This window comes from Altererythrobacter sp. (assembly GCF_050299635.1).
GTDB lineage: Bacteria > Pseudomonadota > Alphaproteobacteria > Sphingomonadales > Sphingomonadaceae > Erythrobacter.
The window spans coordinates 16,173-41,409 of record NZ_JBNKWF010000017.1 but is presented as its reverse complement, the minus strand read 5'-3'; the positions used below and the strand labels follow the sequence as shown (position 1 = coordinate 41,409).

Here is a 25,237-nt window from a genome sequence, read left to right as displayed (position 1 = left end):
GTGTCCTCAGACCAGCGCTTTCGCTTCGTCGTCCATCGTGCCTTCGACCTGATCGCCATAGAGCAGCATTTCGGTGTGTGCCGCGCCGCTGGGGATCATCGGGAAGCAGTTCGCGTCCTTTGCGACGAGGCAATCGACGATCACCGGGCCATCGGCATCGAGCATCGCCTGAATACCGGCGTCGAGTTCGCTCTCGTCATGTATGCGGATGCCGGTCCAGCCATAGCTTTCGGCCAGCTTCACGAAATCGGGCAGGCTATCCGAGTAGGAGTTCGAATAGCGGCTTTCATAGGTCAGTTCCTGCCACTGGCGGACCATGCCCATGTACTCGTTGTTGAGAATGAACACCTTGACCGGCAGGCGGAACTGGCTGGCAGTGCCAAGTTCCTGAATATTCATCTGGATCGAGGCTTCACCGGCAATGTCGATCACCAGATCGTCAGGATTGCCAAGCTGCGCGCCGATGGCCGCAGGCAAGCCGTAACCCATCGTGCCAAGCCCGCCCGATGTGAGCCATTTGTTGGGATCGGAAAAACCGAAATACTGCGCCGCCCACATCTGATGCTGGCCAACCTCGGTCGAGATGATCGGATTGCGGTGTTTCGTCAGCGCATAGAGCCGCTCCACGGCCTTCTGCGGCATGATCGCGTCCGACTTCTCCGGATATGCGAGGCATTCGCGCGCGCGCCAGCCCGCGATGCGCGCCTTCCATTCGCCGAGATCGCGAGGCTTGCGATCGCCCCAAGCGGAGATGAGCTGTTCGAGAACATGCGCGCAGTCGCCCACGATCGGCAGGTCAACCGCCACAGTCTTGTTGATCGAACTTCGGTCGATATCGATGTGGATCTTGGTCGAATCAGGGCTGAACGCGTCGAGCCGGCCGGTTACACGGTCGTCGAACCTTGCGCCGACGCAGATCATCAGGTCGCACTTGTTCATCGCCATATTGGCTTCGTAAGTGCCGTGCATGCCGAGCATTCCCAGCCAATCGGGATGATCGGACGGGAAGGCACCGAGTCCCATCAGCGTGCTGGTGAGCGGGGCGCCGGTCATATCCTGCAGCTTGCGCAGCATTTCCGTCGCGCGCGGGCCGGAATTGATGACACCGCCGCCGGTGTAGAAGACCGGCCGTTCCGCCTTGGCCAGTAGATCGACCGCATCGGCGATCTCTTCAATCGAACCGAGCATCTGTGGCTGATAGCGATGCGTCGCAGAGCCATTGGACTCGCGGCTGAACGAAGGGACGGCGATCTGCACATCCTTGGGAATGTCGACCACGACCGGACCGGGGCGACCCGTTGTGGCAATGCGGAAGGCTTCCTCGATCGTCGGCTTGAGGTCGGCAGGCTCCTTCACAAGGTAATTGTGCTTCGAGCAGTGCCGCGTGATGCCAACGGTATCAGCCTCCTGAAAGGCGTCCGTTCCTATCAGCGGAGTGGGGACCTGGCCGGTTATGACGACCAGAGGGATTGAATCGAGAAAAGCGTCGGCAATGCCGGTGACGGCATTGGTTGCGCCAGGGCCGCTGGTGACGAGCACAACACCGGGCTTGCCGGTGGAGCGGGCATAGCCTTCCGCCGCGTGGGCCGCGCCGGCCTCGTGCCGAACCAGAATATGGCGAATCCGATCGTCACCGAACAATTCGTCATAGATCGGAAGTACCGCGCCGCCGGGATAGCCGAAAACGAATTCGACCCCCTGTTCGACCAGACAATCGACCAGGATTGCTGCACCGCTGCGCTCCTGTGACACGATCTATTCCTTCCTTACTGCTCTAAGTTTGCGTGCCGCCCACTTGTGCGCCGCGCTTAACAAAAAATGCGGCCCGACGCAGTGAAAATGCGGCGAGCCATGCGCGGCCTGCTATGCGTTCAAATATATCGTGTCAACCACTAATTGCGTAATAATGATGCGAATATGAAATCTATATCGCAATTATGTGACTCATGGCGCAGCCAATCCTCAGGAGGCTGGCGCCTGAACCAGGTGTACTGGCGTTTTGCGTAGTTTCGTGTTGCCTGCTGTCCAGCCGCGATCATCTCATTTCTTGAGGTGTCCCCTCGCAGGAAAGCCGCGATTTCCGGCACTCCGATAGCGCGCATCACCGGCAGATCGGACGAGAGCTGCCGGGCGAGCAGGCGCTCGACCTCTTCAATAGCACCATGTTCGAGCATCAGTTCGAACCGCCGGTCGCATCGCTCATACAGCCATTCCCGATCAGGCAGCAGGATCAGGGGATGAAGTTCAATCACGTCTGCAATGCCGCCCGACTTCTCGGCTTGCCATTGGCCGAGCGTCTTGCCAGTCGAACGGACGACTTCGAGTGCGCGGGCAATGCGCTGGCTGTCTCCTGGCTTGAGGATCGCTGCACGTTCGGGGTCTTCACGCTGAAGCGCACAATAGGCTTCTTCAACCGGCAAGCTGCGGACCAACTCTCGAACGGCCGGATCGATTTCCGGGATTGGTGCGATGCCTTCGAGCAAGGTCTTCATATAGAGCCCGGTCCCGCCGCACAGGATCGGGACGGCATCTTCGCTATGCAAAGCGGCAATCTCACGCTTGGCTGCCGCAGCCCAGTCCGCTGCAGAGCAGTGCTGAGCGCCATCCCACTCGCCAAACAGTCGATGCTCGATCCCGCGCATTTCATCGCTTGAGGGCCGCGCGCTCAACAGCTGCAAATCGGAATAGACCTGTGCGCTGTCGGCGTTGATTACCACAGCACGCCTTCCCTGCTTCTCCAGCATCAAAGCGAGGTTCACTGCCAGATCGCTCTTGCCGCTGGCGGTCGGCCCTGCAATGAGCGCCACCGGCCCCGATTGGGGATCGCGCGTGTTAGGAGATTCTCGCTTGCTCATTGCCCGGCTGATAGCAGACCCGGCCCAGAACGGAATTGGGCTGCAAGCACGCCTTGATGCGGCAATGGACGCGCTGGCCAAGCGCGGCATGCCGGTGGCGATGGCGCATATGCTCGATCATGCGGGCGATGTGCTGCAGCTTGCCTTGCCTGAAGGTGACGCGGGGGCACTTGGTCAGACGCTCGAGGAGCTGTTCGCGCCGTGTGACTTGCTGATCTCCGATGCGGACATCGCAACACCTCACCTCTTCGTTTCCGACATGGATTCTACCATGATCGGCCAGGAGTGCATTGACGAGCTGGCGGATTATGCCGGGATCAAGCCACAGATCGCCGAAATCACCGAGCGTGCCATGCAGGGCGAGCTCGATTTCGTCAGTGCGCTCAAAGAACGCGTCGCTCTGCTCGCCGGGTTGGGCGAGAGCGAAATCACCCGCTGCCTGGACGAGCGCATCCGCCCGATGGAAGGCGCGCGCGCGTTGGTGCAAACGCTCAAGTCCAAGGGTTGCAAGACGGTGCTGGTCACTGGCGGCTTTCACCACTTTGCGGATCCCGTCGCCGAGACGCTAGGTTTCGACCTTGTGGTGGCAAACCGGCTCGAAGTTGTGGACGGCAAGCTGACTGGCGGCCTCGCTGGACCGATCACCGATTCGGGCGTCAAACGCGCTACTTTGATCGAAGAATTGTCGAAACTGGGCGATGGAGCGATCGCTCTGGCCACCGGCGACGGGGCTAACGACATTCCGATGCTTGAAGCGGCGCACTATGGCATCGCCTATCACGCCAAGCCCAAGGCCAAGCTGGCTGCGAACGGTATCATCGATTGCGGCAATCTCACTTCGGTGCTGAAACTGCTTGGAATTCCCTCCAGCGAATGGAGTGGCGCCTAGGCCGCGGCCCTTGTTGCCACCTTGCCCTTGCGCCAGGCAATTATCCGAAGCGCGAATGCGGCAAGTGCAATAGCCAGCAGGATCGCACCCGCAGGGCGCAGCTCCGGATCCATTGCCTTGCCGAAATATGCGAGAGTGAACACTCCCCAGACGATGTACATTCCGCTCTTGTGGAGCCGCTTCCAAATGCGACCGAGCGCCTTGTAGGCCCAGGGCCACGAAGTCGCGACCATAGAGTAGATCACCACATAGATCGCAAAGCCCGGCAGCAGGCTTACGAGGCTCCTCGGCTCCGGCGTTATGCCCAGGAAATGGATCAGCGCGTAGAGATGGAGCGTGTGTGCCGATGCAAAGGCCAAGCCCCACCATTTGCGGTTGCGGAGCAGGGCACGCGTCGTCTCGCCGGGCCAGAGCTTTACCAGTGACGAAGCCACGAATGCGAGGATGAAGAAGGGAAAGCCTGCGCGGGCGGTCCAGCGGGTGGCAATTTGCCAGCGTTCGAAATCTTCGCCATCGGTTTGCAATCCGGCGTAGAGTGCCAGCGCAGCTACCAGGATCGCCAACAATATCGGCCAGTATTTCGGCATGATCCCGTCCCCCAAATTGGATGCAGTAGGCTACAGCCAGCTAGCTATCTGTTCCAGCGGCTTTTTTCTCAGAGCGTAGGACGGCACGGTTGCATTCTCGGCCGGATGGCCAACCACAACCACCATCAGCGGCTTCTCGTACTCGGGCCGGTCGCAAATTTCGCGCAGGAATCCCATCGGTGAAGGCGTATGCGTGAGCGTCGCGCAACCGGCTTCGTGCAGGGCCGCGAGCAACAGGCCACAGGCGATACCCACGCTTTCGGTCACGTAATAGTTCCGCGTCTCGCCATCCTCATCGATCCCGCCCTTGCGCTGCGCGAACACCACAATCAGCCAGGGCGCCGCTTCGAGAAACGGCTTGTCGGCATCGGTGCCCAGCGGGGCGAGCGCCTTGAGCCATTCCTCACTCGCCTTGCTTTCGTAGAATGCGCGTTCCTCCGCTTCTGCCGCTTCACGGATCGCGCGCTTCTTGTCGGGTGACGAAACCACGGCGAAATGCCAGGGCTGGTGATTGGCGCCACTCGGTGCGCTACCTGCTGCCTCTATGGCCGCTTCGATCACCTCACGCGGTACCGGTTCTTCCGAGAAATATCGGCAGGTGCGCCGCTGCCTGATCCTGGCACTGAACGCACGGGCATTCGCGATACTCGCTTCTGGATCGAGCGCGGGAAGCGAATAGGATACTCTTTCATGTTCTTGCATGGTCTCTCCTATCCCTGTTTCGCAGTGGGATGGGAAGGCGTTACGTGGACAGGCAATTTACATTGCTGTAAGTTGTTACGAGCTACCAATTGCTCTTTCAGGGAAACTGCAATGGCCGTGATCGATCGCCCGCTTGTTCATCCGGATCGAAAACTTTCCGGCTTCCGCCCATTCAAGGCGTGGAGGCATTTCCGTAAGCTGATCGCCGACAAGGAAGACACCGAACAGGTCTTCCACATTATCGAGGCGCTCAAGGGCCGCAAGAGCTACAACAAGGCGCTCGACTTCGTGAAATCGGATGCGGGCCAGGCGCTGATCCAGCGCGGCAATGACCTTCCTGGAATGCTTGACGATCATGCGCGTTGGGCAGACCTACCGCCCAACAGTGTGGCGCAAAACTACATCCGTTTTATGAAGCGCGAAGGGCTGAGCGCTGCCGGACTGGTCGAGGAATCGAACAAGTTCAAACCCGCCAGCGAACGCCCGAACGACCAGCTCGAATGGTATTTCGAGCGGCTGCGCGACACGCATGACCTGTTCCATGTGCTGACTGGCTATGGCCGCGATGCTCTGGGAGAGGGCTGTCTGCTGGGCTTCAGCTATGAGCAGAACCCTAGCCCGGGCGTGCTATTCATCGCCTATGCCGGCAATCGCGAGCTGCGCAAGGCGACGAAGACCAAGGCGCCTGTGCTTGATGCATTGCGCGAAGGGCGCAGGCTGGGCCGTGAAGCTGCGCAGCTCGCCCATCAGGAAGTCGAATCGTTGATGCATGAAGACATTGATGAGGCGAGGGCACGGCTCAATCTCGGCCGACCGGAAATCTACTGCCACTGTCTAGAAATCCTAGAGGCGGAGGGCAATTCAGCGCAAGAGCTGATGGCGCCGCAGCAGGCGCAGGCGGCCTAGCCGGCTAGCGCAATTCCTTGCGGATCATCAGCTTCAGACCCGACCAGACCTGATCCACCGCGCATACTTTCACGTCGACGAAGCCCAATGGCAGCGCCACTTCCCGGATCGTATCTTCGGTGATGTCGGTTGGCACCTTTGAGGCCTTCTTGGGCCAGCTCACCCATACCAAACCGGTTGGCGCAATGGTGTGACGCAGTTCAGTGAGCAAGTGCTCAAGCTCGGCGCGTTCTTTGGTGAAGATATGCGCTACGTCGAGGCCCTTGATCGGCCCGGGAAGTTGCAGGATCTCGATATCGCCGATCTCGACGCGAACGGATTCGGGCATGTCATGAAACCAGGCCGTTTGACCCGGCTTAAGCGAGAGTTTTTTAGCAAGCGGCGTGCCGGAATAGCCTGCCGCAGCCATGACCTAGCTTTCCATCCAGTCGCGGAAAAAGCTTTCGTGAGCCGCGCGCAAATCCGCGAGTGACACACCAAGCAGATGGTCACCGCCGACGCTACCGATCCGCCGGAAACCGATCTGCGCGGTTTCGGCATTTTGCGTCCCCTTGGACAACCGCAGGTTCAGCGCCTGCGTATCGGGCACGGCGATGATATAGCGGCCCTGATCTTCACCGAACCACCATTGTGCGGCTGTATATTCGGGATTGCCCTCGACTTCGGCACCGATACCGCTTGCCAATGCCATTTCGGCAAGCGCCACTGCCAGTCCCCCGTCGGAAAGATCGTGCACGGCGTTTACAAGGCCGTCTGCGATCAATTCGCGGACGATCTCGCCAGCATTGCGTTCGATGGTGAGGTCAGTTGGCGGCGTACGGCCATCGTCACGACCATGCACGACGTTGAGCCACAGCGACTTGCCAAGGTGCGACCGGGTAGGATCGGGTTTGGCCCAGAATTCGGGGCCGACAAGATAAAGCGTGTCGCCTTCATTCTTGAAGCCCATCGTCATCATCCTGGAGTAATCCTCGATGATGCCGACACCGCCAATGGCCGGGGTAGGCAGGATGGCCGAGCCGCCGCCCGTCGCCTTGCTTTCGTTGTAGAGGCTGACATTGCCGCTCACGATCGGGAAGTCGAGCGTGCGGCAGGCATCGCCCATGCCTTCCAATGCATGGACGAACTGGCTCATGATCTCGGGACGCTGCGGATTGGCGAAATTGAGGCAGTTGGTCACCGCGAGCGGGCGCGCACCGACCGCGCAGAGGTTGCGGTATGCCTCGGCGATGGCCTGCTTTCCACCTTCATAAGGGTCGGCATAGACATAGCGCGGCGTGCAATCGGTGGTGATTGCCAGTGCCTTCTTGGTGCCGTGCACACGCACAACGCCGGCGTCGCCCCCGGTTTGCAGCGTGTCACCCATGACCTGGCTGTCATACTGTTCCGAAATCCAGCGGCGCGAGCCAAGGGCAGGGCTGGCCATCAACTTGAGCAGATCAGCGCCGATGTCGTTGCTTTCGGGCAGCTCGCTCAAAGGCTTGATCTGCGCCCAGGCCCTGTATTCCTCTTTCGAGAGATAGGGCCGGTCGTATTCTGGGGCGTCGGCTGCGAGTGGGCCAAGCGGGATGTCACAAACCACCTCGCCATCGAATTCCAGCACCATATGCTGAGTATCGGTGACTTCACCGATCACTGCGAAATCGAGTTCCCACTTCTCGAAAATGGCTGCTGCCATCTCTTCCTTGCCGGGCTTCAGCACCATGAGCATCCGCTCCTGGCTTTCGCTCAGCATCATCTCGTAGGGCGTCATGCCTTCTTCGCGGCAAGGCACCTTGTTCATATCGAGCCGGATTCCGGCCTTGCCGTTGGTTGCCATTTCGACGCTGGAAGATGTCAGGCCTGCCGCGCCCATATCCTGGATCGCGACAATCGCGTCAGTTGCCATCAGCTCAAGACAAGCCTCGATCAACAGCTTCTCGGTGAAGGGGTCACCCACTTGCACGGTAGGACGCTTTGCTTCTGCGTCTTCTTCGAAATCGGCGCTCGCCATGGTCGCACCGTGGATGCCGTCGCGCCCGGTCTTGGAACCGACATAGACGATCGGATTGCCAACTCCGGTGGCGGCGGAGTAGAAAATCTTGTCGGTATCGGCGACGCCCACCGTCATCGCATTGACCAGAATGTTCCCATCATACGCCTGATGGAAATTGGTCTCGCCGCACACGGTCGGCACGCCGACGCAGTTGCCGTAACCGCCGATCCCCGCAACCACACCTCTGACCAGATGCTGCATCTTCGGATGCTCGGGCCGCCCGAAGCGTAGTGCATTGGCGTTCGCCACCGGTCGCGCGCCCATGGTGAATACGTCGCGCAAGATGCCGCCTACGCCTGTCGCAGCGCCCTGGTAGGGTTCGATGTAGCTGGGGTGATTGTGGCTCTCCATCTTGAAGATGGCGGCCTGTCCATCGCCGATGTCGATCACACCGGCGTTTTCGCCCGGACCGCAGATCACCCAGGGCGCTTCGGTCGGCAGTTTCTTGAGATGCAGGCGCGAGCTCTTGTAAGAGCAATGCTCGCTCCACATCACCGAGAAAATGCCCAGTTCCACAAGGTTGGGTTCGCGGCCCAGCGCGTGCAGGACGCGCTCGTATTCTTCCGGCGAAAGCCCGTGTGATTCGACGATTTCAGGCGTGATCGAGTCGGCGGTGTTTGGCATGCCTGCGCCCTTAGCGGCGCAATCTTGGCGCCGCCAGTCCAGTTTCGCGTTTATGCCAACGTGTGTCCGCGACCCAATAGGCAAGCGCCGTGACAATTGCGTAACTGATCAAGGCCGTGAAGTAGAGCATCGGGCCGGCGGTTTCCGGCGCTGGGCCGAACCAGTTGATTGCCTGAAACAGCAGCAGCACCGCCATCAGGATGATAGGCGGCCCCACGGGGCCCTTGGTCCGGCGCATGAACCATGAGTAGGCCAGCAGCGTGATGATCAGCTCGAGCGACATCGCCAGCCATGGGGAGTTCCACATGCCGAGGCCGTAAACCTTCGTTCCACCCGCGAGCGTAAGATCGGGCCTGTGCGTCAACCAGTCGAGCCCCCAATGCGAAAGCACCACGATCGAAGCGAGCAGCGAAGCCACTCCGTCACGATAGCGGTAGAGAATGATGAGGCCGAATAAGGCCGCCCAGACCGCGCTACCCAACAGGCTATGTGTGTAGGGCATGTAGTAGAGATCGAAGGGCACCATCTTCGTCGCGCCCGGTTCGATGCGCATCTTCTCGATACCGAACAGTGCGAATATGAAGAAACCCCAGTCGACCAGCTGTCCGGCGATAAACAGCGTGCCCAACTTCGGTGCGCGCGAACTGGCAGCTGCGGCGGCGAAAGCAGGGGCGAAGTGTCCTATGAACATGGCTTAGCCGGGTACCTCCGGAACAATTCAATGGGCGATGGTCACCGAGAAGCGCAGCAGCGCGATCTTCATGCGACTCTCTGTTTGTTTTCAGCACAGCCTTGACCGTGTGACCCGTCGCGGTCAATGCTCGACCCATGGATGAGGGAACGTCTGACATTTCGCAAATGAGTTTCGAGCAGGCGCTCTGCGCGCTCGAGGAAATTGTGCAGCAACTCGAAAGCGGCAGCGTTCCGCTCGACAAGTCGATCGAGCTGTATGAACGCGGCGAAGCGTTGCGAAAACACTGCCAGGCGCGCCTTGATGCGGCGCAGCAGAGGATAGAGCGGATCGTTACCGACAGGTCCGGCAATCCGACCGGAACCGAACCGCTCGACGCGGATGGATAGCTCCGGTGCCGACCGCCATTGAAAGCGACATAGTGGCCGAAGGCCTGCTGCGAGTTCAGGAAGAGGTGGATTCGCTATTTGATGCGTTTCTTTCGGTGCCTGAGGATTCGCGTTCGCGATTGGTGGAAGCGATGCGATATGCCGCGATCGATGGCGGCAAGCGCATTCGACCGCTGTTGCTGGTAAGTACAGCGGAGCTGTTCGGCGTCGGGCGTGACTACGCGATGAGAGCGGGCTGCGCGGTGGAGGCGATCCACGTCTATTCGCTGATCCATGACGATATGCCCTGCATGGACGACGACGCCCTTCGTCATGGCAGGCCGACGGTGCATCTCAAATTCGACGAAGCAACGGCGGTGCTGGCGGGCGATGCGCTGCACGCCATGGCATTCGAGATTCTGGCCGATCCGGCGATGAGCGGCGATCCCTTCGTTAGGGCTCAGCTTGTCGAATGCCTGGCCCGGGCCAGCGGCATGAACGGCATGGCCGGCGGGCAGATGATGGACATGATGGCTGAAGGGGAAGAATACGACCTCCACACCATCACGCGGCTGCAGCAGCTCAAGACTGGTGCGCTCCTTGCCGCGTCGGTCGAAATGGGCGCGATCCTGGGACACGTCCCTCCTGAAGGTCGCGGGCATTTGCGCAATTACGCGCGCGACATCGGCCTGGCCTTCCAGATCGCCGACGATCTGCTCGACTGCGAAGGGGATGAAGACAAGGCCGGCAAGGCGCTGCGCAAGGATGAAGATCAGGGCAAGGCTACCTTCGTGAGCCTCATGGGCGCCGATAAGGCGCGTGAACAGGCCAACGCCTTGGTCGAACAGGCCATTGGACATCTGGCCATTTACGGCGATGAAGCGCGCATGCTGTGTGCTTTGGCGCGCTATGTTGTGGAGAGGGACCGGTAGTGTCGGGGCGAGTTGGTTACCTGGTGACCGGTGCAGCATTGGTCTTCTTCGCAGCCCTATTCATCATCTTGAACGAACGGCGTTGGGAAGGTTCTGATCAACAGCTCAGTTTGTTCTACGAAAGGCTGGAGGTTGATAGTTGCCCCGAAGCGAATGCCAAGTTGGTCAAGAGGTCTGACGGGGGACTGTTTCTGTCAGATTGGCGATATGAGACAGACATCACCTTGCCGGAAACCTGTGTCGTCGCGGCATTGGGGGCTGTATCTGATCGGGGTTTCGTGGAGCATAAGCCAGGTTTTTTCCGAAAGGATTTTGGGCAAGGATACAGCGAAGAGGTGCTCTATATCGCACCAGGAAGAATACGATGGGTGAGAGACAAGATATGACCGATCGCATTGGCATATACCCGGGCACCTTTGACCCGATCACGCTTGGTCATGCCGACATTATCCGGCGCGGCAGCAAGCTGGTCGACAAGCTGATCATCGGTGTGACGACCAACCCGTCAAAAAATCCGATGTTCTCGACGGAAGAACGGCTCTCGATGGTCGAGCGTGAGGTTGCCGGACTGGGGCTCGACAATGTCGAGGTGGTGGGATTCAACGCGCTGCTGGTGAAGTTTGCCCAGAAGCAAGGTGCCAATGTCCTGATCCGCGGACTGCGCGCAGTCGCGGATTTTGAATATGAGTACCAGATGGCGGGGATGAACCAGCAACTCGACCAGTCAATCGAAACGGTATTCCTGATGGCCGATGTATCGCTACAGCCGATCGCATCCAAACTGGTCAAGGAGATCGCCATCTTTGGCGGGGACATCAAACCCTTTGTCAGTCCGCAAGTTTGTACGGATGTGAACGCCAGAGTCGAGCAGAACGGTCGTATGGGCGATTATTGACCATGACTGTGCGCATCGTCCGATCATTCATTGCGGTGACAGCCACCTCTCGCTAGACCGCCCGCAATCGCAGCTATTGCCAGCATTTCATGAAGGCCTCCATGTTCAAGACGTTTTTTGCCGCGGCAGCTTCGCTCGCACTATTTGCTGCCCCCCAGGTGGCACTCTCGCAAGACGAGGCTCCGGCCGCGCCGCGCGTCTATTCACCCGTCAATTTCGACCAGGCAGAGGATCCGGAGAATATCTGGCTCCTCGACCTTTCGAATGGCCAGCGTGTGGCGATCCGCCTGATGCCCCAATGGGCGCCGCATCATGTCGAACGGATCAAGCAGCTTACGCGGCAGGGTTTCTACGATGGTACGATCTTCCACCGCGTGATCGAAGGATTCATGGCACAGGGTGGCGATCCCACGGGGACAGGGCAGGGCGGTTCGCAGCTTCCCGATCTTGAGGCCGAGTTCAACCCGATGCCGCATGTGCGCGGATCGGTTGCCATGGCTCGCGCAGCGGATGAGAACAGCGCGAACAGCCAGTTCTTCATCGTATTCTATCCTCGTTTCAGCCTCGACAAGCGCTACACCAATTTCGGCCGCGTAATCGGCAATATGGCGGGTGTTGATGCGATTACTCGCGGCGAGCCGCCTGCCAATCCCACGCGGATCCTCCAGGCTTCGATCGCTGCCGACCAAAAGCCGGTGCCCGCGCAACCTGCGCCGCGTGTCGAGGAAGAGATCACTGCGGACATGCTCAACGCCACTCCCAGTGAGTAGGCTTTCCAGGCTGATGCACCGCGCCTAGAGCGCAACTGCCATGCGTGTTGATTTGTTCGATTTCGAGCTACCGCCGGAGCGGATAGCGCTGCGTCCAGCGCGGCCGCGTGACAGCGCGCGCATGCTGGTTGTTCCGGTCGAGGGCGAGTTTCGGGACATGGGCGTGCGCGATCTGCCGCAGATGCTGCGCGCAGGCGATGTGCTGGTGTTCAACGATACGCGGGTTATTCCGGCTCAGCTTGAAGGGCGGCGGGGTGAAGCCAAGATCGGCGCGACCCTGCACAAGCGCGTCGATCTGCGGCGTTGGCAAGCCTTCATCCGTAACGCCAAACGTGTTCGTGAGGGCGATGAACTCGTCTTTGGCGGCGGGGTTACTGCTGTGGCGGAACGCCGCCATGAAGACGGCAGCTATACGCTGGCATTCGGCGGTGATGAGCCGGTGGAAGTGCTGCTGGAGCGGGCAGGGCAGATGCCTTTGCCGCCCTATATTGCAGGCAAGCGTGCGACCGATGAGCAGGATCGCCGCGACTATCAAACCATGTTTGCCGAGCGTGACGGAGCGGTGGCTGCTCCCACCGCGGCGCTGCATTTCACGCCTGATCTGATCGCAGCTTTGGACGAGGCTGGCGTGTTGTGCGAAACGCTTACGCTTCACGTCGGGGCGGGTACCTTCCTGCCGGTCAAGGCCGACGATACTCAAGACCATCGGATGCATGCCGAATGGGGCTATATCGACCAGGCGACCGCTGGAAGGCTCAATACCGCGCGGGCAGCGGGTGGACGGATCATCGCGGTCGGCACGACTTCGCTTCGTCTTCTGGAGAGTGCGGCGCGCGATGATCGTGTGATCGAACCGTTTGAGGGTGACACGGCGATATTCATCACGCCTGGTTATCGCTTCAAGGCGGTGGATGGGTTGATGACCAACTTCCATCTGCCCAAGTCCACGCTGTTCATGCTGGTCAGTGCGATGATGGGGCTGGATCGGATGCAGAATGCCTACGCTCATGCGATTGAAAATGAATATCGGTTCTATTCCTATGGTGACTCTTCGCTTCTGCTTCCCTAAATAGGTTGCATGAACGAACCTATTCTCAAATTATCCGGACTTACCAAGGTCTATCCCGGTGGGCTCAAGGCGCTCGACAATGTCGATCTGGAAATCCGCAAAGGTGAAATCTTTGCGCTGCTCGGCCCCAACGGTGCGGGAAAGACCACGCTGATCGGCGCTGTATGTGGCCTGGTCAGGCCCAGCGGCGGCGGCATGGAGGCCTTTGGGCTCGATCTTGCTCATGATTGGCGTGCGGCGCGCGCGCGAATTGGTCTGGTCCCTCAAGAGATGGCGACCGACATGTTCGAAAAGGTGGTCCATGCGGTCAGCTATTCGCGCGGCCTGTTCGGTCATTCTCCCGACAAGGCGCGGATCGAGGAGATTTTGCGCGGCCTGAGTCTCTGGGACAAGCGCAATGAACAGATCCGTGCACTTTCGGGCGGGATGAAACGGCGCGTTCTTATAGCCAAGGCGCTGGCGCATGAGCCCGACCTGCTGTTTCTCGACGAGCCCACAGCCGGGGTCGATGTCGAGCTTCGACGCGACATGTGGCAGCAGATTGCCGCCATGCGCGAACGCGGCACGACAATAATTCTGACCACCCACTACATCGAAGAGGCCGAGGAAATGGCCGATCGGGTCGGCATCATAAACAAGGGCCGGATCCTGATGGTGGACGAGAAAGACGCAATGATGGCGCAGCTTGGGCGGACCGAGGCGCATATTCGACTGGCCCAACCTCTCAGCGAGTTGCCGGCTGCAATGGCAGGTTTTCCGGTCGAACTGGCCGAAGGCGGGGCGGAATTGCTCTATCGTGGCGGAGACGGCACCGGGAAAGGGCGGGCAGAGGTTGCCGAAGTGACGAAGGCGCTCACCCGCGCTGGGATCGACTATGTCGGCATAGATGTCCGCGAGAGTTCGCTGGAGGACATTTTCGTCGGCCTCGTGGCCGATCAGCAGGAGGCTGCGTGATGCGTTTCAATGCCCGTGGCGCCTGGTCGATCTATGTGCGCGAACTGATGCGCGCTTTCCGCACTGCGTTCCAATCCATTCTGGCGCCGGTACTCACGACATCGCTCTATTTCATCGTGTTCGGGTCGGCGATCGGGGGGCGGATGCCTCCGATACTCGGGATCGAATATGCGCAGTTCATCATTCCCGGGCTGCTGATGCTCACGCTGCTGGGTGAAACCACCAGCAATGCCAGCTTCGGGATTTACATGCCCAAGTTTACCGGGACGATCTACGAGTTGCTCTCCGCGCCAGTCGGCGTGGCGGAGACATTGATCGGCTTCGTCGGTGCGGCTGCAACCAAGAGCCTGATCCTGGCATCAATCATCCTGGTTACTGCGACCTTCTTCGTCGACTACTCCATCGCACATCCATTTCTTGCGGCGTTCTACATCATTCTGGTCTCGGCCAGCTTCTCGCTGTTTGGATTTATCCTGGGCATATGGGCGGACGGTTTCGAAAAGCTGGGCATCATCCCCATGCTGATCCTCATGCCGCTCACCTTCCTTGGCGGTACCTTTTATTCGATCGCCATGTTGCCGGAGCCGTGGGACAAGATCGCGCTCGCAAATCCGATCGCTTTCCTTGTCAGCGGCTTGCGCTGGACGTTCTACGGCGTGTCCGACGTGCCGATTGCCATTTCGCTCGGCCTGACGCTGGGCTTCCTCGCCCTTTGCGTCACCGTGATCGGCTTCATCTTCAAGACGGGCTGGCGGCTACGCGACTAAAGCGCTAACCGGCGCGGCCAATGGCTACACGTTTCTCCTTCACTATCGATGCGACCGATGGCAAGTCGCGCACCGGCCGCATCGACATGCTGCGCGGCAGCATCCGAACGCCTGCCTTCATGCCGGTAGGCACCGCTGCGACGGTCAAGGCGATGAAGCCCGAAAGTGTTCGGGCGACCGGCGCGGACATCATCTTGGGCAATACCTATCACCTGATGCTGCGCCCGGGTGCAGAGCGGGTCGCGCGGCTTGGCGGGTTGCACCAGTTCATGAACTGGGATCGCCCGATCCTGACCGATAGCGGCGGCTATCAGGTGATGAGCCTTTCCGAACTGCGCAAGTTGACGGAGGAGGGCGTCGAGTTCCGCAGCCATCTCGACGGGTCGAAGCACATGCTGACGCCCGAGCGCTCGATGGAAATCCAGCGTCTGCTTGGCTCGGACATCGTGATGGCCTTTGATGAATGCCCGCGCGCCGATCAACCGCGCGATGTGATCGCCGAGAGCATGGAGCTATCCATGCGCTGGGCGACGCGCAGCCGTGACGGGTTCGACGCGGGCGGTGAACATGCAGCGCGCGCGGCGCTGTTCGGCATACAGCAGGGCGCGCTTGATGAGGACCTGCGTCGCGTAAGCGCCGAGAAGCTGACCGAAATCGGCTTCGATGGATATGCTGTCGGCGGACTCGCGGTGGGCGAAGGCCAGGAAGCAATGTTCGCCACGCTCGATTTCGCGCCCGGCATGCTGCCGCAAGACAGGCCACGCTATCTGATGGGCGTGGGCAAGCCTGACGATTTGGTGGGTGCAGTCGAGCGAGGGATCGACATGTTCGACTGCGTGTTACCGACGCGGTCGGGGCGCAATGGGCAGGCCTTCACCTGGAACGGACCGCTAAACCTGCGCAATGCGAGGCATGCCGAGGATACCGGGCCACTGGATGAGCGCTGCACATGCCCCACCTGCGCCAGCTATTCGCGCGCCTATCTCCACCATTTGCAAAAGTCGGGCGAGATCCTGGGCGCGATGCTGGTGACCGAGCATAACTTGTCATTCTATCAGCAGCTCATGCAGGCCATGCGCGACGCTATCGGGGAAGGGCGGTTTGCAGCATTTGCGGCTGATTTCCGGCGCGACTATTTGGGTTAAGGGGGCGCTAGCGTCTTTTTGTCTGGATCGCCGCAGATTTGTACTGGCCTTCAGGATTTCACGGACTTAACTATTGGCCCGTATTGCAATCTGCCTTGGGGGTCAGGATGAAGTTGGTTGGATCGCTACGTTTGACTGCGTGTATTCTGGGATTGGCCGGCCACGCAACAATGCTGCAGGCCGCTGAAAGTACGGGCGAGACGGCTAGCAAGTTCGCGGCTCGTGAATCGGTGCGCAGCATCTCGATTTCGCCGGAAGGCAAGCAGATCGTCATGGTAATGGTTCGGCCCGATGGCGGCGAAAACGCAATCGTCGTGGACCTTGCGACAGGTGGAGCCAATCCCGTTTTCAGCGCCAATGGTGGCGAAGAGCAACTGCGGCGATGCGTATTCGTGTTGGAAGAACGGGTCGTATGCCAGGTCTATTTCCGGCAGGGCAGCAACCGTAAAACTGAAAGCGCAACCAGGCTCGTTTCGATTTCAAACGACGGCAGCGATGTTGAAATGTTGTCAGCGCAAACTGCGTCAAATGCCTACTACAGCTCGAATTATGGTGGGGGCATCATCGACTATAATTCCGAGGACGAGGACTCGGTACTCGTGATGAGTTGGAAGCCTGAAGAAATGGGAACGGGTACGCTCGTTGCCAAGCGCGGGAGCGGTCTCCTTGTCGAACAGGTCAACGTCAACAAGGCCAAGCGGAAACAGATTATCCCACCTAACCCTGATGCCTATAGATACATCAGTGATGGGAAGGGCAATGTCCGTGTGATGGCGAGCCAGCCGCGAAGCGAGAGCGGATATGGCAGAAACGAGTTCCATTATTTCTATCGCGCCGTTGGCGAGAATGACTGGCATGATCTGAGCAAAGTCATTGTTGAAGGCGGAGTTTCGTACGGCTTCTGGCCAGTTGCCGTGGATAGCGACAGGAATGTTGCCTACGGTTTCGATACGCAGGGAGACCACACCGCGCTCTTCCAGGTTTCTCTCGACGGCAGCAACGCCAAGTCAGTTGTCGTTGCCAGGGATGAAGCCGATGTCGACAGCCTCTTAAGGATTGGCCGATCACGCAGAATCATTGGGGTTAGCTATGCCACCGACTATCGGCACGCCGACTATTTCGATCAAAGGTATGCCAAGTTGAGCAAAGGGCTCAGGCAGGCTCTGGGAGGCGACAAGCAGATTGCAATTATCGATGCGGATGCAAACGAGAACAAGATGATTCTGTTTGCGTCGAATGACGTCGATCCCGGCAATTATTACATCTTTGACGATTCTACGAAGCAGCTCAGCCCGCTGCTACCAGCGCGACCCGAGCTTGCTGGTGTCAAGTTCGGTCACATGCAACCCGTCCGATTCCCGGCATCTGACGGCACGATGATTCCCGGATATCTCACTCTGCCTGCTGATAGTGACGGCAAGAATCTTCCGGCAATAGTGATGCCCCATGGCGGCCCTAGCTCCCGCGATGAATGGGGCTTCGACTGGCTGGTCCAATATTTTGCGAGTCAGGGCTTTGCCGTCCTGCAGCCCAATTATCGCGGATCTTCCGGTTATGGCGCAGACTGGTTTCAGAAGAACGGCTTCCAGTCTTGGGAAACGGCCATCGGCGACATTGATGACGCAGGAAGGTGGCTCGAAAAGGAAGGAATTGCAGCGCCTGGCAAGCTTGCCATTTTCGGTTGGTCATATGGCGGTTATGCGGCACTTCAATCTGCCGTAATGGAGCCAGGGCTATATAAGGCAGTTGTCTCTGTGGCCCCCGTCACTGATCTTGAACGACTGGTCAATGACGCCAGCCAGAGTGTCGACCGCCGATTGGTCGAGGATTTCGTCGGCCGAGGCCCGCATGTTGATGCTGGATCGCCTGCGAAACACGCCGATCGAATTGCCGTTCCGGTAATGCTGTTTCATGGCGATGCGGATACGAACGTCCTTGTCGGCCATTCGCGACTGATGAGGGATCGGCTGCAGAACGCCGGGAAGCAAGTCCGTTACGTTGAGTTCGAGGACTTGGCTCACTCACTGGATGACAAGGCGGCGCGCACGAAGTTGCTGAGCGAAAGCAACGCTTTCATCCGCAAGGCGCTCGACCTTCCAGATTAATCGAGCTGATAAGAAAAGGGCGGCCCCGCAGGACCGCCCTTTCGTATTCGGTTCTGGACCGGATCAGCGCGAGTAGAACTCGACGACCAGATTCGGTTCCATGGTAACCGGATAAGGCACTTCGTCCAGCTTCGGAACGCGAGTGAAAGTCACCTTGTCGTTGCCATCGGTTGCGACATAGTCGGGGATGTCACGCTCGGGCAGGCTCTGCGCCTCGATCACCAGCGCCATTTCCTTTGCCTTGCTGCCCAGGCTGATAACGTCACCCACATCGATGCGGCGCGACGGAATGTTGCACTTCACACCATTCACATAGATGTGGCCGTGGTTCACGATCTGACGAGCGGCGAAGACCGTCGGCGCGAACTTGGCGCGATAGACGATCATGTCCAGGCGACGCTCGAGCAGGCCGATCAGATTCTGGCCGGTATCACCCTTCATGCGGGTGGCATCGGTGTAGGTGCGCTTGAACTGCTTCTCGGTCACATCGCCGTAATAGCCCTTGAGCTTCTGCTTGGCGCGCAGCTGCAGACCGAAGTCGCTCACCTTGCCCTTGCGGCGCTGGCCATGCTGGCCCGGACCATAGGAACGCTTGTTGACCGGAGAGTTAGGACGACCCCAGATGTTTTCGCCCATCCGGCGGTCGAGTTTGTACTTGGCGCTCTTGCGCTTCGACATAAGTCGTATCCTTCAATTTGCTGTCGCCACCCCATTGGTGGCGCTTCAACCCGGCATCGCACCGCAAGGGCTGTTCCCTTACGCGGCCACCGCTTCACCGGGATGCGGGGCCAATTCGCGAAGCGCGCGCACTAGCAGGAATGCCGCGCGCGTCAAGGGTAGAGATGGGTGCTCGACAATGTGCATCAATGGCGGCAGGGGCCCCGCATGAGCGACGAACTCCCATTGCCAAACGACTGCACAACCATGGCGGAGGTCCGCCGCGGCGTCGACGCCACCGACCGCGAGCTAATTGCGCTGCTCGACCGGCGATTTGGATACATGCGCGCGGCAGCTCGGATCAAGCCGGAGCGGGGCATGGTACGCGACGAAGCGCGCAAGGCTCAGGTTATCGAGAACGCCTGCGCAGAAGCCGAACAACTTGGATTGCCTGGCGAAAAAATTACGCAATTCTGGGATATTCTGGTCGAAACTTCGATTGAATATGAACTTGCGCAGTGGGATCGTTTGCGATCTTGAAGCGTACCTCGCGATATTTGACTAGCGCGGGTTGGCTCCATGTTGGGTGCCTTGTTGCGCTTCACGCGCGCGGCGCAAATCACTCAGCGTACCCATGCCCTGGATATCGTCACTATCCGAACTTACCGTCCGACAAACCCTACGTGGGAAATTGCTTCCGGTAGGTGTTTCCATATGGCAGACCTTCTTGGGCTTCTTGGCTTCAACCGTAAGTTGGTCAGTAGTTGAATCAGTCTGCTGAGAATCGCTTGTTGCTGACTGTGGAGACTTGCTTGAGACGGCCGGGTCGATTGAAGTGTCAGCCTGAAACATTAGCGCAAGTGAAACGAGTCCTGGCACCGCAAGTGCGTTAATCAGGATGGTCATAGGGTGTAGTTCCAATCATTCTAACTCATTGATGGAACAATATTAAACTTTCTGGAAATTGTCCATCTTGCTCAAGGCTGGTCGCGCCTTTCCCGTTCGAGCGATGACAACACGCCGCGGAGTGTGCGAACCTGCAGATGATTCCAGCCAGGTTGTGTCAGCAGCGTGCGCAAGGTCTTGCGCGTGGCGTCGGCGCGGGCTTCCGGCATGAAATATCCCCTGGGCTCGAGCATCCGCTCAAGATGCTCGATCATCCCGTCGAGCTCTTCCTGGGGCGCGGGGGGAAGTTGTTCTTCCAGGGTCGGCTGTACAAGCGCTACGTGCTTTGACCATTCATAGGCACACAGGATCACCGCTTGGGCCAAATTGAGCGATCCGAACTCGGGGTTGATCGGAACGGTCACGATGGAACGGGCAAGGGCGACGTCCTCTGTCTCAAGCCCGGACGCTTCACGCCCGAACAGGATTGCGCTGCGCCCGTTCTGCCCAGCGATCTCGCGCGCGGTTTCCTCAGGCGTGACGACAGGTTTTGTCACACCTCGCTTGCGGACGGTTGACGCATAGACATGCGCACAATCTGCAACCGCCTCGGCCGTGGTCTCAAAAATCTTCGCCTCATCAAGCACGATATCGGCCCCTGCGGCAGCAGGTCCGGCGGAAGGATTGGGCCAGCCATCGCGCGGCGCGACGAGCCGCAGCTCCGTGAGTCCGAAATTGAGCATGGCCCGTGCGGCCTTGCCGATGTTCTCGCCCAATTGCGGACGAACAAGGACGATGATGGGCTGGCTGGCGCTCGTCACAGGCCTACTGACCCTTCGCCGCTTCCTGCACCGTGCTGGCGAATTCCTCAAAATCCCGGGCTTCGCTGAAGTCGCGATAGACACTGGCAAACCGGATATAGGCAACGCTGTCGATCTGGCGCAGGCCTTCCATCACCATCCCGCCGATGCGCGCGGTCGAAATCTCGACATCGCCTGCCGTTTCGACCTGCCTCTGAATGCCCGAGATGAGCTGGTCGAGACGCTCCTGATCGACACCGCGCTTGCGGCAAGCGAGGTTGATTGATTTTTCGAGCTTGGCGCGGTCGAAGGACTCGCGCCGATCGTCGCTCTTCACGACCACGATCTCACGAAGCTGCACGCGTTCGAATGTGGTGAAACGGGCACCGCAGCTCGAACATTGCCGCCTGCGCCGGATCGCAGTGTTGTCCTCTGTCGGGCGGCTGTCCTTTACCTGACTGTCATCATGAGCGCAGAAAGGGCAACGCATTCAGGGGCGAATCCGCTTGTAAAGCATGACACCTGCCCCGGCGATACCGCCGATCACAGGACCCACCACAGGGAGCATCCAACCTGCGGCGGCACCTACCGCCGCTCCTACCAAGACCGGCTTGGTCGAAGGGTGCTTCATGCCCTCCGAGGCAATTCCCTTCAGCTCGTTGGTCGCGTCCGGAATCAATTGATGGTCTTGATGTTTCGGCTCGTTGGGGTCGTGCGAAGACATGGTCCTGTTCCTTACATGCCCGGATAGACCGGGAAATCCGCGCACAATTCACTGACACGGCGGCGGACGCTCTCTTCCACCTGACCGTCACCTTCGGCGCCGTTGCGAGACATGCCATCAACCACTTCGGCGATCAGCGAGCCGACCTTGCGGAACTCTTCGGTGCCGAAGCCGCGTGTGGTGCCTGCTGGAGTGCCGAGGCGGATGCCGCTTGTCACGAACGGGCTGCGCGTGTCGTAGGGAATACCATTCTTGTTGCAGGTGAGCCAAGCCCGATCGAGACCCTTTTCGGCGTCTTTGCCGGTCACGTCCTTGGGCGTCAGGTCGACAAGCATGGAGTGGTTGTCTGTCCCGCCCGATACGATCCGCAATCCATTTTCCTCAAGACTGGCGGCAAGTGCCCGAGCATTCTCGACCACATTGGCGGCATAGGTCTTGAATTCGGGACGCAGGGCTTCGCGCAGTGCAACCGCCTTGGCCGCGATCACGTGCATCAGCGGGCCGCCTTGCAGACCGGGGAAAACCGCCATGTTGAGCGGCTTGGTCAGTTCCTCGTCATCCCACAGGATCACGCCCGAACGCGGGCCGCGCAGGCTCTTGTGCGTGGTGGTGGTGACGACATGCGCATGCGGGAAGGGCGAGGGGTGCGCGCCGCCTGCCACCAGGCCGGAGATGTGGCTCATGTCGACCATCAGGTATGCGCCAACTTCATCCGCGATCCGGCGGAACGCGGCAAAGTCCCAAACCCGCGAATAGGCCGTGCCGCCGGCGATGATGATCTTGGGCTTGTGCTCGCGCGCAATGGCCGCGACCTGCTCCATATCGATGCGCTCGTCATCCTTGCGCACGCCATAGGCGACCGGCTTGAACCATTTGCCGCTCATATTGACTGGCGACCCATGCGTCAGATGCCCGCCGGAGTTCAGATCGAGCCCCATGAAGGTATCGCCCGGATTCATCAGTGCCAGGAACACGGCCTGGTTCATCTGGCTACCTGAATTGGGCTGAACATTGGCAAAGTTACAGCCAAACAATTGCTTGGCGCGCTCAATTGCCAGTGTTTCGACCACATCGGCATAATCGCAGCCGCCATAATAGCGCTTGCCCGGATAGCCTTCGGCATATTTGTTGGTGAAGACGCTGCCAGTCGCTTCCAGAACGGCGCGGCTCGCGATGTTCTCGCTCGCGATCAGTTCGATCTTGTCTTGTTGCCGCTTGAGTTCCTTGCGGACGGCGGTGAAGACCTCGGGATCGGCTTCCTCGAGGGTGTCGGACCAGAAGCGCTGCATGGGCGCGGCGAGCGTATCGGTGGTCATGATCGGTGAGTGCTTTCAGAAATTGGGGTTGGAAAGTTTGTCTACACGGCGCTGGTGGCGACCGCCGCCGAACTCGGTTGAAAGGAATGCTGTGACGCAAGCCTTTGCCATGTCGACGCCGGTCAGGCGCGCGCCCATAGCAATGCAGTTCGCGTCATTGTGCTCGCGGCAAAGCGCGGCCGAAAGCGGTTCGGAAACTAGGGCACAGCGAACGGCGGGGTTTCGGTTGACGCTGATCGATATTCCAATGCCGCTGCCGCAAAGGGCGATACCGCGTTCAGCCGTACCGTCCGCGACGACGCTGGCAAGCTTGTAACCGAAGTCCGGATAGTCGACGCTGTCATGACTATCGGGGCCGAGGTCGGCAACTTCGTGGCCTTCCTCGATCAGCCACTCGCGCAGCTGGGTCTTGAGTTCGATCGCGGCATGGTCAGAGGCAATGGCAATACGCATGAGAGCCCCATAAAGAGATGGCCCGCCGATTGCCAGCGAGCCTTCCCAAAAATCACCAAACTAATGGCAAGAATTACTGATCGAGGAACGAGCGCATCTTGCGGCTGCGGCTTGGGTGTTTCAGCTTGCGCAGCGCCTTGGCCTCGATCTGGCGGATACGTTCGCGGGTGACCGAGAACTGCTGGCCCACTTCCTCCAGCGTGTGATCGGTGTTCATGCCGATGCCGAAACGCATACGCAACACGCGTTCCTCGCGCGGCGTAAGGCTGGCGAGCACGCGAGTGACGGTTTCCTTGAGATTCGCCTGAATTGCGGCGTCTACCGGAATGATTGCGTTCTTGTCTTCGATGAAATCGCCCAGATGCGAATCTTCCTCGTCGCCAATCGGTGTTTCCAGGCTGATTGGCTCCTTGGCGATCTTCATCACCTTGCGCACTTTTTCGAGCGGCATGGAAAGGCGTGCGGCCATTTCTTCCGGTGTCGGCTCGCGGCCTTCTTCATGCAGGAACTGGCGTGAAGTGCGAACCAGCTTGTTGATCGTCTCGATCATGTGGACCGGGATACGGATCGTACGCGCCTGATCGGCGATCGAGCGGGTGATCGCCTGCCTGATCCACCATGTGGCATAGGTGCTGAACTTGTAGCCGCGGCGGTATTCAAACTTGTCGACCGCCTTCATCAAGCCGATGTTGCCTTCCTGGATCAGATCGAGGAACTGCAACCCGCGGTTGGTGTATTTCTTGGCGATGGAGATCACCAGGCGAAGGTTTGCCTCCACCATTTCCTTCTTGGCGATGCGCGCTTCGCGCTCGCCCTTCTGCACCATGTTCACGATGCGGCGGAATTCAGGCAGGGACATGCCTGTCTGACTGGCGATGTCGGCAATCTCGGCGCGGATGCGTTCAATCGCATCGGCTTCCTTCTCTGCGAAGGCGGCCCACTTCTTGTCCTTCTTGGCATTCGCCGTGAGCCAGGTATCGTCCAGTTCGTTACCGACATAGGCCTTGAGGAAATCGATCCGCTTGACCTTGTGCCGCTCGGCGAGGCGCAGCATCTGGCCGCCAAGAGCCGTCAGTCGGCGGTTGAAGGCATAGAGATTGTCGACCAGGAATTCGATCTTGGTCGCATGGAACTGCACGCTCTCGACCTCGGCCGTCAGCTCTTCGCGCAGCTTCTCGTATCTCTTTTCCTTGGCGGAGGGGAACTCGTCGCCTGCGGCGAGAATATCGACCCGTTCGCCCTGAAGCTTCTCGAAACTCTTGAACAGCTTGGTGATCCGTTCGAACCGCTCGAGCGCGTCAGGCTTTAGCGCAGCTTCCATCTGCGCGAGCGACATGGTGTTGTCTTCTTCTTCGTCATCGTCGCGGCGACGCGAAGAACCCTCTTCGCCGTCTTCGTCTTCGCTCTCGTCCTCGTCCTCGACTTCGTCGTCATCGCGGATGGTGGGACCGGCGGTTTCCTCAGAGATCTCGCCGTCGTCATCGTCATCCTCGGCGCCTTCGGCCAGCTTGTCGGCAGGCGGCTCCTTGGAAAGCATGGCGTCGAGATCGAGAATCTCGCGCAGCTGCATGTCCTCGCTGTTGAGTGCTTCGGACCACTGGATGATGGCGTGGAAGGTGATCGGGCTTTCGCACAGGCCCATGATCATCATGTCGCGACCGGCTTCGATACGCTTGGCGATGGCGATTTCGCCTTCGCGGCTAAGCAGTTCGACAGCGCCCATCTCGCGCAGGTACATGCGCACGGGATCGTCGGTGCGCTCACCAGTGGTGGTCTTCTTCGCGGCGGTGGCTGTCGTTTTCTTGGCGCCTTTTTTGGCGTCGTCTTCGTCAACCGACATTTCTTCGACTTCGGCGTCCTGCTCGGCCTCAGCCTCGGCCTCTTCATCGTTTTCAACGATGTTCACGCCCATCTCGCTGATCGCGGACATTACATCCTCGATCTGCTCGCTCGACATCTGGTCTTGCGGCAAGGCTTCGTTGAGCTCGTCAACAGTGACGTAGCCCTTTTTCTTGGCCTTGGTGATGAGCTTCTTGATCGACGCTTCGTTGAGGTCGATCAGCGGTGCGTCGTCTTTATCGGCCGATTTAGCTTTCGATGCCATCTGC

General features: G+C 59.3%; 27 protein-coding genes. 12 read left to right on the top strand and 15 right to left on the bottom strand.

The window, feature by feature from the left end:
• Positions 1-6 precede the first annotated feature (6 nt).
• Both ACQY6C_RS10220 and miaA read right to left on the bottom strand, forming a co-directional pair.
• Positions 7-1,752, bottom strand: a complete 1,746-nt coding sequence (locus tag ACQY6C_RS10220) for an acetolactate synthase 3 large subunit (protein WP_427968392.1) — start codon at positions 1,750-1,752, stop codon at positions 7-9.
• 140 nt (positions 1,753-1,892) lie between these two features.
• Positions 1,893-2,855 carry a tRNA (adenosine(37)-N6)-dimethylallyltransferase MiaA gene (gene miaA, locus ACQY6C_RS10215; protein WP_427968391.1) on the bottom strand — a complete coding sequence of 321 codons (963 nt, stop codon included), beginning with the start codon at positions 2,853-2,855 and terminating at the stop codon, positions 1,893-1,895.
• Between miaA and serB the strand changes: the two genes are divergently transcribed.
• Positions 2,848-3,744: a phosphoserine phosphatase SerB gene (gene serB / locus ACQY6C_RS10210; protein WP_427968389.1), complete on the top strand. Its 897-nt coding sequence runs from the start codon at positions 2,848-2,850 to the stop codon at positions 3,742-3,744. The genes miaA and serB overlap by 8 nt on opposite strands.
• Here the strand turns inward: serB and ACQY6C_RS10205 are convergent.
• Together ACQY6C_RS10205 and ACQY6C_RS10200 are read right to left on the bottom strand one after the other, a co-directional pair.
• Positions 3,741-4,331 (bottom strand): hypothetical protein, encoded by a 591-nt coding sequence (locus ACQY6C_RS10205; protein ID WP_427968388.1) that lies wholly within the window; start codon positions 4,329-4,331, stop codon positions 3,741-3,743. The genes serB and ACQY6C_RS10205 overlap by 4 nt on opposite strands.
• A 30-nt stretch (positions 4,332-4,361) precedes the next feature.
• Entirely contained in the window at positions 4,362-5,033 is a 672-nt protein-coding gene (locus ACQY6C_RS10200; protein ID WP_427968387.1) for a nitroreductase family protein, read from the bottom strand.
• Between the two features lie 111 nt (positions 5,034-5,144).
• Here ACQY6C_RS10200 and ACQY6C_RS10195 point away from each other — a divergent pair, with 111 nt between their 5' ends.
• On the top strand, positions 5,145-5,939 hold the full coding sequence (locus ACQY6C_RS10195) for a Coq4 family protein (protein ID WP_427968385.1): 795 nt from the start codon (positions 5,145-5,147) through the stop codon (positions 5,937-5,939).
• A 4-nt stretch (positions 5,940-5,943) separates the two neighbouring features.
• Here the strand turns inward: ACQY6C_RS10195 and ACQY6C_RS10190 are convergent, their stop codons facing one another.
• The 3 genes from ACQY6C_RS10190 to ACQY6C_RS10180 are packed head-to-tail and all read right to left on the bottom strand — an operon-like array spanning position 5,944 to position 9,289.
• Positions 5,944-6,348 (bottom strand): hypothetical protein, encoded by a 405-nt coding sequence (locus ACQY6C_RS10190; protein WP_427968383.1) that lies wholly within the window; start codon positions 6,346-6,348, stop codon positions 5,944-5,946.
• Between the two features lie 3 nt (positions 6,349-6,351).
• On the bottom strand, positions 6,352-8,598 hold the full coding sequence (gene purL, locus ACQY6C_RS10185) for a phosphoribosylformylglycinamidine synthase subunit PurL (RefSeq protein WP_427968381.1): 2,247 nt from the start codon (positions 8,596-8,598) through the stop codon (positions 6,352-6,354).
• 10 nt (positions 8,599-8,608) lie between these two features.
• Positions 8,609-9,289 carry a hypothetical protein gene (locus ACQY6C_RS10180; RefSeq protein WP_427968379.1) on the bottom strand — a complete coding sequence of 227 codons (681 nt, stop codon included), beginning with the start codon at positions 9,287-9,289 and terminating at the stop codon, positions 8,609-8,611.
• A 137-nt stretch (positions 9,290-9,426) separates the two neighbouring features.
• On the opposite strand from ACQY6C_RS10180, the gene ACQY6C_RS10175 reads away from it, so the two are divergent.
• The 9 genes from ACQY6C_RS10175 (at position 9,427) to ACQY6C_RS10135 (ending at position 18,294) form a co-directional block, all read left to right on the top strand.
• Complete coding sequence (locus tag ACQY6C_RS10175) at positions 9,427-9,678, top strand: exodeoxyribonuclease VII small subunit (protein ID WP_427968377.1); 252 nt, start codon at positions 9,427-9,429, stop codon at positions 9,676-9,678.
• Positions 9,679-9,683: 5 nt separating this feature from the next.
• Positions 9,684-10,589, top strand: a complete 906-nt coding sequence (locus tag ACQY6C_RS10170; RefSeq protein WP_427968375.1) for a polyprenyl synthetase family protein — start codon at positions 9,684-9,686, stop codon at positions 10,587-10,589.
• Between the two features lie 382 nt (positions 10,590-10,971).
• Complete coding sequence (gene coaD / locus ACQY6C_RS10165; RefSeq protein WP_427968448.1) at positions 10,972-11,484, top strand: pantetheine-phosphate adenylyltransferase; 513 nt, start codon at positions 10,972-10,974, stop codon at positions 11,482-11,484.
• Positions 11,485-11,585: 101 nt separating this feature from the next.
• The gene (locus ACQY6C_RS10160) at positions 11,586-12,254 is read left to right on the top strand and encodes a peptidylprolyl isomerase (protein WP_427968373.1); all 669 of its coding nucleotides are present in this window, start codon (positions 11,586-11,588) and stop codon (positions 12,252-12,254) included.
• A 40-nt stretch (positions 12,255-12,294) separates the two neighbouring features.
• Positions 12,295-13,323 (top strand): tRNA preQ1(34) S-adenosylmethionine ribosyltransferase-isomerase QueA, encoded by a 1,029-nt coding sequence (gene queA / locus ACQY6C_RS10155; RefSeq protein ID WP_427968372.1) that lies wholly within the window; start codon positions 12,295-12,297, stop codon positions 13,321-13,323.
• A 9-nt stretch (positions 13,324-13,332) separates the two neighbouring features.
• Positions 13,333-14,277: an ABC transporter ATP-binding protein gene (locus tag ACQY6C_RS10150; RefSeq protein WP_427968370.1), complete on the top strand. Its 945-nt coding sequence runs from the start codon at positions 13,333-13,335 to the stop codon at positions 14,275-14,277.
• Positions 14,277-15,044: an ABC transporter permease gene (locus ACQY6C_RS10145; protein ID WP_427968369.1), complete on the top strand. Its 768-nt coding sequence runs from the start codon at positions 14,277-14,279 to the stop codon at positions 15,042-15,044. Before ACQY6C_RS10150 ends, ACQY6C_RS10145 begins: the two co-directional genes overlap by 1 nt.
• Before the next feature lie 20 nt (positions 15,045-15,064).
• Entirely contained in the window at positions 15,065-16,189 is a 1,125-nt protein-coding gene (gene tgt / locus ACQY6C_RS10140) for a tRNA guanosine(34) transglycosylase Tgt (RefSeq protein ID WP_427968367.1), read from the top strand.
• 395 nt (positions 16,190-16,584) lie between these two features.
• Positions 16,585-18,294 carry an alpha/beta hydrolase family protein gene (locus ACQY6C_RS10135; protein WP_427968365.1) on the top strand — a complete coding sequence of 570 codons (1,710 nt, stop codon included), beginning with the start codon at positions 16,585-16,587 and terminating at the stop codon, positions 18,292-18,294.
• Between the two features lie 63 nt (positions 18,295-18,357).
• On the opposite strand, the gene rpsD is transcribed toward ACQY6C_RS10135, so the two are convergent.
• A complete protein-coding gene (gene rpsD, locus ACQY6C_RS10130) occupies positions 18,358-18,972 on the bottom strand; it encodes a 30S ribosomal protein S4 (protein ID WP_427968363.1) in 615 nt (204 codons plus the stop codon).
• A 207-nt stretch (positions 18,973-19,179) separates the two neighbouring features.
• Here rpsD and ACQY6C_RS10125 point away from each other — a divergent pair, with 207 nt between their 5' ends.
• Positions 19,180-19,491, top strand: coding sequence for a chorismate mutase (locus tag ACQY6C_RS10125; protein ID WP_427968361.1), 312 nt, complete (start codon positions 19,180-19,182; stop codon positions 19,489-19,491).
• Between the two features lie 21 nt (positions 19,492-19,512).
• Here the strand turns inward: ACQY6C_RS10125 and ACQY6C_RS10120 are convergent, their stop codons facing one another.
• The 7 genes from ACQY6C_RS10120 to rpoD form a co-directional block, all read right to left on the bottom strand.
• Entirely contained in the window at positions 19,513-19,857 is a 345-nt protein-coding gene (locus ACQY6C_RS10120) for a hypothetical protein (RefSeq protein ID WP_427968360.1), read from the bottom strand.
• 71 nt (positions 19,858-19,928) lie between these two features.
• On the bottom strand, positions 19,929-20,657 hold the full coding sequence (locus ACQY6C_RS10115) for an RNA methyltransferase (protein ID WP_427968358.1): 729 nt from the start codon (positions 20,655-20,657) through the stop codon (positions 19,929-19,931).
• Between the two features lie 4 nt (positions 20,658-20,661).
• The gene (gene nrdR, locus ACQY6C_RS10110) at positions 20,662-21,126 is read right to left on the bottom strand and encodes a transcriptional regulator NrdR (RefSeq protein ID WP_427968356.1); all 465 of its coding nucleotides are present in this window, start codon (positions 21,124-21,126) and stop codon (positions 20,662-20,664) included.
• On the bottom strand, positions 21,127-21,360 hold the full coding sequence (locus tag ACQY6C_RS10105) for a hypothetical protein (RefSeq protein ID WP_427968354.1): 234 nt from the start codon (positions 21,358-21,360) through the stop codon (positions 21,127-21,129).
• Between the two features lie 11 nt (positions 21,361-21,371).
• A complete protein-coding gene (gene glyA, locus ACQY6C_RS10100) occupies positions 21,372-22,676 on the bottom strand; it encodes a serine hydroxymethyltransferase (RefSeq protein ID WP_427968352.1) in 1,305 nt (434 codons plus the stop codon).
• A gap of 15 nt (positions 22,677-22,691) precedes the next feature.
• Positions 22,692-23,129, bottom strand: a complete 438-nt coding sequence (gene rpiB, locus ACQY6C_RS10095) for a ribose 5-phosphate isomerase B (protein ID WP_427968350.1) — start codon at positions 23,127-23,129, stop codon at positions 22,692-22,694.
• A gap of 73 nt (positions 23,130-23,202) precedes the next feature.
• Positions 23,203-25,233: an RNA polymerase sigma factor RpoD gene (gene rpoD, locus ACQY6C_RS10090; protein ID WP_427968349.1), complete on the bottom strand. Its 2,031-nt coding sequence runs from the start codon at positions 25,231-25,233 to the stop codon at positions 23,203-23,205.
• Positions 25,234-25,237: the final 4 nt, after the last annotated feature.